The sequence below is a fragment of the Parvibaculum sp. genome (assembly GCF_035511255.1).
GTDB lineage: Bacteria > Pseudomonadota > Alphaproteobacteria > Parvibaculales > Parvibaculaceae > Parvibaculum.
This window is the reverse complement of the sequence record NZ_DATKFR010000387.1, coordinates 1-13,375: the sequence shown is the minus strand read 5'-3', so window position 1 is coordinate 13,375 and position 13,375 is coordinate 1. Positions and strand designations below refer to the sequence as shown.

General features: G+C 61.9%; 12 protein-coding genes and 1 pseudogene. 5 read left to right on the top strand and 8 right to left on the bottom strand.

Features of this window, described 5'->3' with window-relative positions; translation table 11 throughout:
* The coding region (locus VMR03_RS14875) for a glycine zipper 2TM domain-containing protein (protein ID WP_325406577.1) at positions 1 to 711 on the bottom strand (711 nt) is incomplete at its 3' end.
* A gap of 96 nt (positions 712 to 807) precedes the next feature.
* Between VMR03_RS14875 and VMR03_RS14870 the strand changes: the two genes are divergently transcribed.
* Positions 808 to 1,140 carry a hypothetical protein gene (locus VMR03_RS14870; protein WP_325406575.1) on the top strand — a complete coding sequence of 111 codons (333 nt, stop codon included), beginning with the start codon at positions 808 to 810 and terminating at the stop codon, positions 1,138 to 1,140.
* A 172-nt stretch (positions 1,141 to 1,312) separates the two neighbouring features.
* Here the strand turns inward: VMR03_RS14870 and VMR03_RS14865 are convergent, their stop codons facing one another.
* Positions 1,313 to 1,924, bottom strand: a complete 612-nt coding sequence (locus VMR03_RS14865) for a DUF4142 domain-containing protein (RefSeq protein WP_325406573.1) — start codon at positions 1,922 to 1,924, stop codon at positions 1,313 to 1,315.
* A 186-nt stretch (positions 1,925 to 2,110) separates the two neighbouring features.
* Here VMR03_RS14865 and VMR03_RS14860 point away from each other — a divergent pair, with 186 nt between their 5' ends.
* Complete coding sequence (locus VMR03_RS14860; RefSeq protein ID WP_325406571.1) at positions 2,111 to 2,914, top strand: undecaprenyl-diphosphate phosphatase; 804 nt, start codon at positions 2,111 to 2,113, stop codon at positions 2,912 to 2,914.
* Between the two features lie 17 nt (positions 2,915 to 2,931).
* On the opposite strand, the gene VMR03_RS14855 is transcribed toward VMR03_RS14860, so the two are convergent.
* Positions 2,932 to 4,137, bottom strand: a complete 1,206-nt coding sequence (locus VMR03_RS14855; RefSeq protein WP_325406570.1) for a fatty acid desaturase — start codon at positions 4,135 to 4,137, stop codon at positions 2,932 to 2,934.
* Positions 4,138 to 4,418: 281 nt separating this feature from the next.
* Here VMR03_RS14855 and VMR03_RS14850 point away from each other — a divergent pair, with 281 nt between their 5' ends.
* Positions 4,419 to 5,858 (top strand): ATP-binding protein, encoded by a 1,440-nt coding sequence (locus VMR03_RS14850; RefSeq protein ID WP_325406568.1) that lies wholly within the window; start codon positions 4,419 to 4,421, stop codon positions 5,856 to 5,858.
* A 21-nt stretch (positions 5,859 to 5,879) separates the two neighbouring features.
* Here the strand turns inward: VMR03_RS14850 and VMR03_RS14845 are convergent, their stop codons facing one another.
* Positions 5,880 to 7,289 (bottom strand): hypothetical protein, encoded by a 1,410-nt coding sequence (locus VMR03_RS14845; RefSeq protein WP_325406565.1) that lies wholly within the window; start codon positions 7,287 to 7,289, stop codon positions 5,880 to 5,882.
* 170 nt (positions 7,290 to 7,459) lie between these two features.
* Positions 7,460 to 9,757, bottom strand: a complete 2,298-nt coding sequence (locus VMR03_RS14840; protein WP_325406563.1) for an efflux RND transporter permease subunit — start codon at positions 9,755 to 9,757, stop codon at positions 7,460 to 7,462.
* A gap of 307 nt (positions 9,758 to 10,064) precedes the next feature.
* Between VMR03_RS14840 and VMR03_RS14835 the strand changes: the two genes are divergently transcribed.
* Positions 10,065 to 11,309, top strand: a complete 1,245-nt coding sequence (locus VMR03_RS14835) for a hypothetical protein (protein ID WP_325406561.1) — start codon at positions 10,065 to 10,067, stop codon at positions 11,307 to 11,309.
* A gap of 11 nt (positions 11,310 to 11,320) precedes the next feature.
* The gene (locus VMR03_RS14830; protein WP_325406559.1) at positions 11,321 to 11,494 is read left to right on the top strand and encodes a hypothetical protein; all 174 of its coding nucleotides are present in this window, start codon (positions 11,321 to 11,323) and stop codon (positions 11,492 to 11,494) included.
* A gap of 29 nt (positions 11,495 to 11,523) precedes the next feature.
* On the opposite strand, the gene pssA is transcribed toward VMR03_RS14830, so the two are convergent.
* The 3 genes and pseudogenes from pssA to VMR03_RS14815 form a co-directional block, all read right to left on the bottom strand.
* On the bottom strand, positions 11,524 to 12,375 hold the full coding sequence (gene pssA / locus VMR03_RS14825) for a CDP-diacylglycerol--serine O-phosphatidyltransferase (RefSeq protein WP_325406557.1): 852 nt from the start codon (positions 12,373 to 12,375) through the stop codon (positions 11,524 to 11,526).
* A gap of 19 nt (positions 12,376 to 12,394) precedes the next feature.
* Positions 12,395 to 13,075: a phosphatidylserine decarboxylase gene (locus VMR03_RS14820; protein WP_325406555.1), complete on the bottom strand. Its 681-nt coding sequence runs from the start codon at positions 13,073 to 13,075 to the stop codon at positions 12,395 to 12,397.
* Between the two features lie 42 nt (positions 13,076 to 13,117).
* A pseudogene (locus VMR03_RS14815) lies at positions 13,118 to 13,375 on the bottom strand (metal ABC transporter permease); the annotation flags it as partial.

Genomic DNA, 13,375 nt, shown 5'->3' with positions numbered 1-13,375 from the left:
CGACGGCGCATATTCGAGCACCTGGCCGATACAGGCCTGATCGCTCATGTCGATCATCCGGCCGATGGAGCCGCCGATCAGCGCGCCGATGATCGCGCCGCCGACGCCATTGCCGCGATCCGCGCCGATCAGCCCGCCGGCGACGCCGCCCATGACGGCACCCACAACGACGCGATCGCAGTTCACCGGGCCATAATAGGTCCGTCCGTACACGACATAGGGTGCATAATAGCCGTAATAGCGCGGCTCATAGGCGGGAACATAGCGATAGCGCCCGTAGTCGAACCAGGGTCGCGAATAGGGGTCGTAATCCCAGCGGTAGCGAACGTGGTGAACATAGCCATGCTGGTACCAGCGACGGTCGTTGTCGTGGTCCCACCAGCGGTCGCGGTGGCGGTCCCGGTCGTTGTCGTACCGGTTGCGATCATTGTCACGCCGGTCGCGGTCGTTGCGATACCGATCGCGGTCGCCGTCGCGCCTGTCGTCCGCGCGCCATTCATTGCCGCGCCGGTTGCGATCATTGTCCCGCCCGGCGTAATCGTTCCGGCCATTCCTGTCGGAATCTGGCCTGTTCTGGACGCGCGGCTGCTCTTGTGGACGCTCCCAGCGGTTACCGCCCTGATTGTTTCCCCATTGCTGGCGGGGCTGTTCCGGGCGCGGGGACCGCGCTTCCTGACGGTCTGGACGGTCCCACCCGCCGCCGTTCGGCATTCCACCCCATTGCTGTCGGGGCTGCTCCTGGCGCTGTGGCTGTGCCTGGCGGCGCTCGGGACGATTCCATCCGCCACCGTTCGGTGCTGAACCCCAATGCTGGCGAGGTTGTTCCTGACGTTGCGGTTGCGCCTGCTGACGATCCGGCCGGTTCCACTGCCCACCGCCCCCCGGATTGCCGCCCCATTGGCGAGGCTGCTCCTGCCGTCGCTGTTCCTGCGCGCGCGGCGGCTCCTGGCGACGCTCCTGCCTTTGTTCGCGCTGTTGCGGACGATCTCCGCCGCGATCGCGGCCCCGGTCCCCTCCCCTGTCGCCGCCTCGATCGCCGTCGTGCCTGTTCTGATCCTGCCAGCCCGCCGCCTGTGCGGAGCCTTCATAGGCGCTGAGCGCGCCGACGCTGACCAGCGCCGCGAGCGCGATCCGAATTGATGTTTTTCCGATGCGCACCATGAGGTGCCTCCTTCATGACCAGGTATCGACCCAGCATGAAGGAGGCTCTCATTGTCCGGCTGAACGCAGGATGAACCGATTTGCGCGCCTTTTCCGCTGCGGCGCGCGGCAGCACCGAAAATGGGGGCGCGCCGCTCGCCGGCGCCATTCGTCAGCCGCTATTGCCGCTCAGGGCCTTCGCTTCGTCCAGATGGTGCTGGACGAGTTCAGCGGTTTTTCCCGCCAGTGCCTTCAGTGTTGCGTTGTCGCCCGACGACGCATAGCTCTGGTGGAGACGCAGCGCCTCCTGATGTCCAGCGACCTGCATCTGCACATAGGTACGGTCGAATTCGGCCCCGGATGCATCCGTGAGCTCCTTCAGCTTGGCGGCGTGGGGCGCGTCGAGCTTGGTAGGCGGCGAGACGTCCACGTCGCCGGTCTTCAACGCGGCCTGCAACTTCGTCGTGGTCGTCGTGTGATCCGTGACCATCTGCTCCGCGAATTTCCGTATGTTCTTGTCCTTGGATTTCTCCAGCGCAAGCTTACCGGCCTGCACTTCGAAGAGATCCGTCATTGCGGCCTTCTGAACGTAGGTCTTCGTATCGACGTTCTGCAGGCTTGCGGCGCCCGCGCCGCCGGGCTCCCCTTTGGCCACACCCGGCGTCGGCGGCACATCCGTGGTGGTGCCTGGTGTCGTCATTTCGGGTCCGGCGGCGGCGGCGGGCGTCGCAAGAGCCAGCGCGCCGGTTGCGGCAATCGCCGAAACGAGAATTCTGTATTTCATTGGGTCATCCCTCGATGATTTTTGTGAGGCGTCCCCTCTGCCTTCAACAACCCGCACCCTCAACGGTTGTTCCGAAAACCTCCATGGCCGCGCAGCGGACCGGCGGTAAACACCGTCTGGCGAAGCGGCGCAAATGCTGTGCTAGGCTCGGGCCAATTACACGAATCCCGTCGAGAGCTTTCCCTGATGAACATGCTGATTCTGCTGCAGGCCGTTTTCCTCGGCATCGTCGAGGGCGTCACCGAATTCCTGCCCGTATCTTCCACCGGCCATCTCATCATCGCCGGCAATCTGATCGGGTTTCCCGATCCGCTTGCGACCGTCTTCGATGTGGTGATCCAGCTTGGCGCGATCCTGGCGATCTGCGTTCTTTATGCGCGCAAGCTTTTCTCCGTTGCTTTCGGCCTCGTCGACGACCCGGCGGCGCGGCACTTCGCGATCGCCATCCTGATCGCCTTTCTGCCGGCAGCGGTCTTCGGTTTCCTTCTGCACGATTTCATCAAGGAGACGCTCTTCAACCCGCTCGTCGTCTGCGGGTCGCTGATCCTGGGCGGTGTTGCCATCCTCGCCATTGAGCGGTGGCGTCCGCAGGCGCGCTTCTCCGCCATTGAGGACATCACGCCGCTGACCTCGCTGAAGATCGGCCTCTTTCAATGTCTGGCGATGGTGCCCGGCGTCTCGCGCTCGGGTGCGACCATTCTCGGTGCGCTGACGCTGGGTGTCGAGCGCAAGACGGCGGCGGAGTTTTCTTTCTTCCTCGCCATCCCGACTATGCTCGGTGCCACCGTTCTCGACCTGTGGAAAAACCGCGACCTGCTCGACATCCACGACGGCGCCGTGATCGCGATCGGCTTCGTCGCTTCTTTCATTTCGGCGATCTTTGTCGTGCGCTGGCTCGTCGGCTTCGTCAGCCGTCATAGCTTCGTCGTGTTCGGCTGGTACCGCATCGTCTTCGGCACCATCCTCGCCGTCTATTTCTGGGCTCTATAGATAAAAAGGCGAAGCGCTCAATCGCCTTCTGCGACGCGATCGCCGGCCCTCGCTGCCGTCCGACCGCGTTTGACGTCGGCGGTGGGCCGCTGCGGCAAACGCGCAGCGAAACGGCGCGAGGGGCCAACGAGCGTCGCCGTGCCTTCAGCCGCCCGCGACAGGACGATCGGCGCCGCCGTCGGGCGCCCCTCGAAATCGGTCCACTGCTTGCGCTCATAGTCGAAGAGTTTGCAAGCCCGATAAATTGCCCGATAGGCGCCCAGCGTGAAGCGGTACTGCACGATGTCGTCGCCATAGGCTTCGATGAGCTTCGCCTGTGCCTGCGTCAGTTGGTAGATAGGTACGGACGGCAGCGCGTGATGGGCGTTATGCAGCATCACCCATTTGAACAAAGGCAGAAAATCGAATGGCAGATCGACATGCGCCGCACCCCGGATGTTGCCGCCATAGAAGCTCCACTCTTCTTTTTTGTCGAACCACGGCACCTGCGGATGATTGTGCTGAAGAAAGATCGACAACGCCATCAGGTAGTTCCAGACGGCAAAAGGAATGAACCAGCCGACAAGCATGGTCTGCCATAGCGGCCGCGTCGGCGCGAGATAATGGCCGAGAAGCCCGATACCGGCCACCATGCCGCCTCCGACCAGGAGCACATAGAGCGTCTCCGGCATATGACGCCGCCATTCCCCGCGCGACTCCGGCGAGATCGGCAGCACCAGCTTCTTCATCCAGAATTCGATCCAGTAATAGAAAACCGGCCCGAAGGGCCCGCGATAGACGCGTTCCATCATCCGCCGCGGCCAGGACGATGCGTCATACTCAGCCTTCGACATCGGCGCCCAGACGTAATCCGATCCCTTGAGGTTCGTATAGGTGTGGTGAATTCGGTTATGCACCACCTCCCACAAGCTCCGCGAGTGCAGACAAGGCGTGAAGGCAATCCTCGTTATCCAGAGGTTCGCGCGCCGCCCCGGCACGAAGCTCGAATGGCCGCTGTCATGGCCGATCAGGAAGATGAGGCCAATCAGCGCACCGTTGGCGACGGCGAAGAGAAGATTGGCCCAGGCCGGCAGCGGCGCAACGGCTCCGACAATGGTCGCCAGGTAGAGGACGTAATGTGTTCCGAGTATGCGCAGGCCACGCGGCAGCGATTTTCGCGTCACCTCGCGCCGCTCGTCCGCCGAAAGCCAGTCGCCGGGCGTGCCTTTCCTGGCGGTGTGCACGACCGCACCCTGCGAATTGTTCCGCACAGAAATTGTCACTGGCTGCACCCCAAGTATTAACCTCAATTTTCGCTTAATTTTAGTAAAATGCAATCATCTGCGAGGCCTTTGGCAGGCCAAATCGCCGCGGGCGGCGCTTCCTTCCAGATCGTTAACAGCCCATTACCTTAAGTCGATCTTAGGACTCACCATGGGACAAAGGTGAACATGGCCCGTCCGTTGCCTATGGGCGGACATGCATGCCGGCTTGTGATCCGATCACCTTTGCACGGGGATCCGCATTGAGTAGCGACGACAGCGCCGTTCTTCCTGAAGACGGACGCAGTTATGATATGGGGCTGATAACGCTGCGCTTCCGCGACCGCGAGGTCGAGGATCGCTTCAGCGCGGACAATTTCGCGCGCCAGATCAACATCACCCGTCTCTCGATCGTGATGGGCGCGGTCGTCTTCGGCATGTTCGGCATTCTCGACTACTACACGATCCCCGACGCGACTTATGATGCTTGGGCGGCGCGCTTCGGTGTCGCCTGCCCCTTTCTTCTCCTGCTGGTGGCAGGCACCTACTCGCCTCGCTTTACGCACCGCTCCGCCTGGATGCTTTCCAGCGCGATGATCGTGCCGGGCCTCGCGGTCGTCTACATGACGGCCGTCGCCGCGCCGCCCGGCGCCTATCTCTATTACGGCGGGCTCGTCGTCGTTCTCGGCTACAGCAGCTGCCTCTGGCGCCTGAGCTTTCTCTACACCGCCGCGATGTCTCTGCTGACCGTCCTCGCCTATGAATGGGTTGCCATTTACGTCAACCCTGTGCCGAACGAGATATTCATCAGCAACAACACCTTCATGTGCTCGGCGGCGGCGTTCAGCGTCTTCGTCAATTACATTCAGGAATATCAGCTCCGCAGAAGCTTCATCGACAATGAGTATCTGCGTCGCGAGCGGACGCGCTCGGAACGCCTGCTGAGCCGCTCGGAAGCCGCGAACCGCGCCAAGAACGATTTCCTCGCCATCATGAGCCATGAGCTGCGTACGCCGCTCAACGCCATCATCGGCTTTTCGGAAATTATCGCCAATCAGATGTTCGGTCCGGTCGGCCAGCCGAAATATGCCGACTACGCCGGCGATATTCGTTCGAGCGGCACTCATCTCTTGAGCATCATCAACGACATCCTGGACATCTCCAAGGCCGAGGCCGGCAAGCTTCTGCTGGAGGAAGAGCCGATCGATCCGGTCGAGTCTCTCAACCGCGCGATGCGCATGTTCCGCCAGCGAGCATCCGAGCTCGGCGTCGATCTTTCTTTCCGTGTCCGCGACGACATTCCCTGGATCATCGCGGATCCTCGGCTCTTCAATCAGGTCGCGATCAACCTCACCTCGAACGCGCTCAAGTTCACGCCCGAGGGCGGTCACGTCTGGATCGAGATCGGCCTCGACGCTTCCGGCAATCTGACGCTTTCCGTGCGCGACACCGGCATTGGCATCAAGAAAGCCGACATCATGCGCATCTTCGAACCCTTCGTGCAGGTTGAGAACGCGATGTCGCGCACCCACCAAGGTACCGGCCTCGGCCTCCCGCTGGTCCGCAAGATCATGAGCCTGCATGGCGGTACGGTCGATCTGGACAGCACCGTCGGCGAAGGCACGATAGTCACCGCGACCTTCCCGAAGAGCCGCTTCGTCGCTCCCGACCCCGTCGATGAACTCCGCTGGAGCGCGCGCTGACGCGCACGTCCCGCCGGACCGTCAGGCCGGCTTGTCGGCGACCATCAGGTAGACGCACTTCGTCGCATCCTCCTCGACCGTCACATTGGTGACATCGAGCCCTTCGAGCATCGCGCGCATGTCGTCTTCGGTACGATAGATCAGGCTCCAGTCGGTGACGAATTCGAGCGGCCACTGACAGGTCTCGCGTCCCTGCTTCACATTGGCGATGATGAGCTTGCCGCCCGGCGCGACCTGTTCGTAGAGATCGTGCGCTAGCGCCTTCGCCCGGCGATGCGAGAGATAGTCGAAGAGACCCAGGCTGTAGAGCACATCCTGAGGCGGCAGCGTCCTGAACAGGGCACCGGCTTTCAGCAACTGCGCGAACGAGGCCTGCAAGCACTGAATCTTTGCCCGGCCGGCATGGCGCGTCACCTCGCGATAGCCATGCTCATAGGCATGGCTGAGCGCGCGCTGGTCCTGGTCGATCAGCGTGAAATTGACGGGACGCGGCAGGCGTTCGATTTTCAAATAATCGTAGACCTCATAGGCCGAGCCGCAACCGAGATTGGCGATGTTGATCGCCTTGTCGCCGGGCGCCGCAGCGATCGTTTGGGCCAGGATCTTCTGCGTCATGCGCAAGCGCGTGCCGACGCAGGCGCCGGTCTCAATACCGATGCGATGCAGCAGCTTTTCGTAGGGTGTATTGCCGACGCGCTTCCATTCATAAACATAGTTCATGATCTGGTAGTCGCCCGGATAGCCGAGGGGCTTCTCGTAGCAGCGCTTCATCACCGCACCCGGCATGAAGTCCGGCGTCAGCACCCGTTCGGCGTATCGCTTGTGGCGCGCGAGCGTGGCGGGATCTTTCCACACCGGCTCGAGAATATCGCTGCCGTGATACCAGAGGTTCTTCCACTGCGGAACGATGCGGTCCTCGCAGGCGATGAGCGCCTCGAGGAGTTTGTCCTCGCGCTCCTCACCCGTCGCGGTGAGACGTGCCTCATAGGCTTCGAGAATTTCCTTGTAGGAGCGGAAGAGATTGACGATCTCGGCGCAGAGCTGCGTGAACTCCGGCAAGATGCCCTCCGACGTTCCGAAGGCCGGATCGGCCAGCGCGCGCGTCAACAGGAGATTGTCGTGCTCCGTGACGATCGAGGGAATGTCGAGATAGCCGGTGGTGAATTCGAGCGCGACCGTGGTGCGTGTGCCGTGCGGCTCCACCCGGCGGATGCGGCCCGAACCGTGATAGAGCCTCTCGTCGCCGACCTTGAGTTCGAAGGGGACTTCCGAGCCCAGCCGGTCGTCCCATGCGTCCGCCTGGCTGCTCTGGGCGGCGATCCCGGTCATGCTGATGTTCTTCAGCGCCGCCCTTTCGTTCCCAAAGTAAACCGCCGGAACGATCTCCTTGAACAGATCCTCCGGCTTGTACCGCTCGGCGCGGTAAAACATACGCCGACCTTCGGCTCCCGTCAGTTGCTCATACGTCCGCATTTTTTGGCCCAGCCCATTCACTCGAATACTCCGAGTAAGGAATCATAAACCTTAAGAAAATGCAAATTTTAGCAAATAATTAACTATAAAAGCGGGCAGCTTTCCCCCTTTAAGGTAAACGAACTCCTCTAAGCCGATGGAGGAAGCGGAACGAGCCGCTTGCGATCCATCATGCGAAGAAGTGGCGGCAGCATCATCCAGTCGATGAAGAGATTGGCGAGGATGACGATCGACGTTTGCGCGCCGAGCGTTCGATTGACCTCGAAACCCGAAAACATGAGAACGCCGAAGCCGACCGCCAGCGACAGGGTGATGACGAGCATCGCCACGCCGACGGTCGCGAAAACTTCGTTATTCGCCTCTTCCGAGCTCAGTCCCCGTTTTCGCGCGACCTGATACATGATCAGAAAATAGATCGTATCGTCGACGACAAGTCCGATTGTCATCGCCGTAATCACCGAAGCGGCGAGCCCAATCTGTCCGATCAGCAGTCCCCAGACGCCGAAGCCCACGACGCTCGGCAGAACGTTCATGAGGATGCTGAGAAGGCCATAGGTGACGCTCCTGAGCGCGACGGCCACGACCACGGCGATGAGCAGCATCGAAATGACGGTCGCACCGATCATCGAACGGATATTGACCCACGACACATGCGAGAAGAGCACGTTGATGCTGATGCCCTTGGCTTGCATTTCGGGCGGTGCGTTCGTTGCAAGCCAGGCCTGGGCCGCTTCGTTGATCTTGCGGATCTCGCTCGACGACACTTCCGAAAGAATGGCCGTGACGCGGCTCGAAGAACGGCTGACGTTAATCTGGTCCGTGATCGAAGCGCCATAGGGCAGCGATAGCTCGTAAAGCAGAAAATACTGCGCGATCTGGTTCGGATCGTCGGGGATGGTGTCATGGTCGCCCGGCTTGCCCGCATTGATGGACTTGTTGATCCGCCGCGTAATGTCCGCCACCGAAAGAGCGCTCACGACATGCGGCTGCGCCCGCAGCCATGACACGAAATCGGCGAGCTTGCGCTGATAGCCCGGATCGTAGACGCCGCTCTCCCGCCCCGCGCCGATGTCGAACTCGACGATGTTCAATCCCGTCAGATGCTTCTCGGCGAAATCCGACGCACGGCGATATTCGAACCTCTGGTCAAAATAATGCGTGAAATCGTCGTCGAGGGTGATTTTGGCGAGCCAGAAACTCGACGACACGACGAGCACACCGCAAAGAAAGAAGAGCGCGATATAGAAGCGGTTGACGAAGCGGCCGAGTGCAATCATGACGCGCTCCGACCGGTTCGTCGCCGGCGTCAGCGGCGTCAACATCAGCATCGCGGGCAGCCAGGTGAAGGTGAAGATGTAGGCGATGCCGATGCCCATCGCGACCAGATTCCCGAGGTCGACGAAGGGGGGCGCGTCGGCGAGGTTCATCGACAGGAAGCCGAGCGCACTCGTGGCATTTGTCATCGTGACTGGCCGCAAATGGATGCGCAGCGATTCCCTGATCGCCTCTTCCTTGCTCTTGCCGGCCCCGAGCTCCGCCATCGTCGTGGTCACGATGCGCACGGCGGCTGCCATGTTGATGGTCATGATGATGATCGGCGCTGCGACGCTCGCCGGGTTGAGAAGAAAATTGAGCCAACCCGCAATGCCCATCGCCGATGCGCTGGAGAGGACGAGCAGCGTCAGGATCGCAAAGCTCGGCTTCAGCGCGCGAACGAAGAGCACCATGATCAGCGACGTGACGATGAGACTGACCGGTATGAGGAAAGTCATGTCGCTGACGGCAGCTTCCGAGAATGTCGCCATCAGGATGACATTGCCGGTGACTTTCACCTCGTAGCCTGGATGCGCCGCTTCGATCTCGCCGGCGAGCGCGCGCGAGGCGGCGACGATCTCGCGTACTTCCCTGGACGCCTCGTCGGGCAGATTGAAATTGACGACCACACCCGCGGCTTTTGCATCGTTTGAGAGCAGGCGGTTGCGCACCAGGTCGTCCGAAAGCGCCTCCCGCTCGACGGCCGCCGCCGCTTCCGGCGTCACGCTGGATGGATGCGGCACGAGTTCGTCGACGGCGAAGCTGTCGGCATCCGAGGCGACATGGGGAAAATTCGTCAACGATTCGACGCGTGTCGAATGCGGCAGCTTCCAGGCTTTGGCCGTGAGATCGCCGATGACGGCGAGCGCCTCCGGGCTCGTGACCTTCTTGCCACCGGCCCAGACGACCATCAGTACGCTGTTATTCTGACCGTATTTGCGCTCGAAGTTCTGGAGATCATGAAGCTCCGCACTCCCTGGATCGAAAAATACGCGCGTGTCCGACGACAGCGCCAGGCGTGGAAGCCCCGCCTCGGCAATCATGCACAGTAGAAAGCACACCGCCATGACGGTGCGCGGCGCCCGAAGCACCGGATTGAGAAGTCGTATCATTGAAATGGCGTCGCCCCCCGCCGCCTTGAATCCACCCTCCCACCCGAAGCCGGTATGCCCGCCGGCTCGGTGGAACCGCCAGTTTAGGCGGTCGGCGCGCAAAAACAAATCGTGCCGACGCACAACGGCCGACATCCAGCCGTGAACCGGCCTTTAACCACATATCGGTAAAAGTTTTCGATGGGCTTTCCTCGGACCGGCGAAGCGGCCGGCCTGTGGATTATTTCCGGCGCAGCTCCAGGAGGGAGCAGGCGCCGCCAGCGGTCAGGATGGAGTCTGACTGCGGCGAACGAGCGGCAGGATGACGATGAGCACGGCGACAAGTATCAACCTCGCGACCGTCGGCACCGCCGAGCTCGAAGTCATGTCCGAAGCCGTCTTCAGAGCCAGCCTCGAGCAGATGTCCGGCGAAGCGATCGCACGGTTCCGCCGGATGCGGAAACTCAGCAACTTGCATCGGCAGGCCCTCGAGAAATATCTGGTCGAGCACCCGGAAAAGCGGCCGGGCGGCGAGGAGCCGCCGTCCGTGCCGCCCCCGCTCAAATCCGTTAAAAACCCGAGGCCAGCAGACAAGGCCGACGGAAAGTCGCAGCAATCGCCCTTCGCGGGCCTGAAGCTCCGCCTGCGCGCCTGGTGGGAAGGCGTCGACGTGAAGGATCTGCCGCTCATCGACGCCGCCCGTACGAAAAGGCCCGGACGGCCCGACGCAGCCCCGAAACAGGCTCCTACATCCACACAAGCGGAACCCGCCCCACCGCCTGAAGAACGCGTTGAAATCATCCAGAAGATTTGGGGAGAAGGCTTCAGCCTGCCGGGCGGCGACAGCTTCTTCGTCGATCTCGTTCGCAACCTGCCTTTTCCCACCGGACACCCCTGTCTCGACGTCGCGCCGGGCCTCGGCGGCAGCATGAGGGCTGTGGCGAATGCCTGCAACCTGACGATCGAAGGGATCGAGCGCGACGCGGCCCTCGCCCTCCGCGGAGGCGTCCTGTCCGGGAAACTCGGCATGACCAACCGCGCGCCCATCCGCTGCGGCGATCCCGAAAGCGAAAAACTGGGTGACCGGCGCTACGCCGCCATCTTTGCCCGTGAGGCGCTTTTCTCCTTTCGCGACCGCAAGAAATTCCTCGCCCTGGCGTCTGATGCGCTGATCGATGACGGCTCGCTGCTGATGACGGACTTCGTACTGGCGGATCGAACGAAGAGCGAAATCATAGATGCCTGGCGCACGGCCGAGCCGCGAAAGCCGACGCTCTGGACGCTCGGGGATTATACGGAACTGATGGCTGAGCTGCGCTACCAGATCAAAAGCTGCGACGATCTCACGGCCAGATATGTGGCGCTGATACAGGCAGGTTGGCAACAGCTCCACTCATACCTTAAAAGCGCCCAACTTCCGCCCGAAAAGGCCACCATGTTGATGAGCGAGGCCGAACTATGGCTGGCGCGAAGCCGGGCATTGGAAGGCGGAAAACTGAAACTCATCTACATCCACGCACGGATGCAGAGCGGGCCCAGAGGCGCTCTCGGTAACCCGATGCAGATCGGGTAGGAGTGCCAATCATGGGTCCGACCGAAAGCGAGATCGAGATGTCGAACCAGACCGTACAGGCGAGTTCCCAACCCCGACGCATCGAACCCATTTTCGACGCCTCGGGTGCGCTGCGCCGCGTTCCCGCGGTCCATCCGGCGTCGGCCGAAAAGGCTGGCCGCTCAGGTGCGTCGGAGCGCGACTAAAGAGATAAAAGGCCGGTCAGGTCGATCCATCAGTCGATGGGAAGATCGTCGGTTTCCGGCAAATGGGCGCCCGCCATGCGCGCCTGATGATGGCGATATCGCAAAACGCCGACCGGGATCATGCAGAGATAGCCGACGCTCAGGGCGGTGAAGGCGATCCAGGGATAGTTCAGAATCACCGCCGCCGAAAACCCGACCAGCAACAAGATGGGCAGAACCATATCCCGCTTGATGCGCAGACCCATGCGTTTGCCCGAGAAGGTCGGTATGCGGCTCACCATCAGGAAGGCGACGAGGAAGCAATGTGCCGCGATGAGAAGCGGCAACCCCTTGAGCCCGTCCATGCCGACGAAGCTCAGATAGAGCGGCAGCATGACGAGCATCGCGCCGGCCGGCGCCGGCACGCCGACGAAATAATTCGCCGTCCAGGCCGGCTTGTCGGGATCTTCGAGCGCCACGTTGAAGCGCGCGAGACGCAGCGCGCAGCACACCGCATAGCCCAGCACCGCGATCCAGCCGATGCCACCAATGTCCCCCAACGACCAGAGATAGAGGACGATGACGGGGGCCACGCCGAAATTCACGAAATCCGTGAGCGAGTCGAGTTCGGCGCCGAACCGCGTCGAGCCCTGAAGCAACCGCGCCACGCGCCCGTCGAGCCCATCGAAAACCGAAGCGACGATGATGGCCGCGACCGCCGCTTCGAAGCGTCCTTCGAGCGCGAAACGAATGGCCGTGAGGCCCGCGCAAAGCGCGAGGACGGTGAGCGCGTTCGGAATGATCGTGCGGATGGGCATCGGCCCGAAAGGACTGGCGCGACGGCCGCGAAACGTGCGCCGTCCGTCGGGACGCTGACCGAAGGGTGGCATGGGATTGGCCATGGGCTTGTCCTCTCGCCTGTCAGATATGATGCGGCTCGACTGAGATCGAATCCGCGAGCACCGTCTCACCGGATATAGCCGTCTGGCCGACGGCGACCAGGGGGATCGCGCCTTCGGGCAGATAGACATCAAGGCGGCTACCGAAACGGATGATGCCGTAACGCTCGCCCGCCTCCAGTTCCTTGCCCTCGGCCACGTCGCAGACGATGCGTCGCGCGACGAGTCCGGCGATCTGGACGACGACGATCCGCTCTCCGTCGGCGCGCTCGATGACGAGCGAATTGCGCTCGTTGTCGTCGCTCGCCTTGTCGAGGCTCGCATTGAGGAACTGTCCCGGCCGATAGGCGACGCGTACGATTTTGCCGGCGATCGGCGAACGGTTCACGTGACAGTTAAAGACGTTCATGAAGATGCTGACGCGCATACGCCGCATGTCGCCGAGGCCGAGTTCCGGCGGCGGCGACGCTTCCGTAATCATGTTGACGACGCCGTCCGCGGGACTGATGACGAGCCCCCCGCGCTTGGGCGTCACCCGGTCCGGGTCGCGGAAGAAATAGAGGCACCAGAGCGTCAGGACGACACCTACCCAGCCAAGCGGGTACCAGATCAGGAACAGCACGACGGTGACCGCCGCGAAGATAATGATCCAGCGATGGCCTTCGCGATGAATCGGCACCAGGATTGACGTCAAGCTGTCCATATGTCCTTTTCCGGCTCTCGGGTTCAGTTCCGATGTCATAGCCTACCCCGCTTCCTTTACCAACGCATCTACGGTCGCGGCGCCGCGGTCGGCTGAAAGTTCCGGGGAAGGGAGCATAGCGGCCTCGGACGAACCCTCTTCCTCGGTTTCCTTCAACTTTTCGCGGGCGGCGTCGGCCTCGCGCTGGCGGTTCCACATGGCCGCGTATTTTCCGCCTCGCGCCAGAAGCTCCTCATGCCGTCCCCGTTCGGCGATCCGGCCATGGTCGAGCACGATGATTTCATCCGCATCGACGACCGT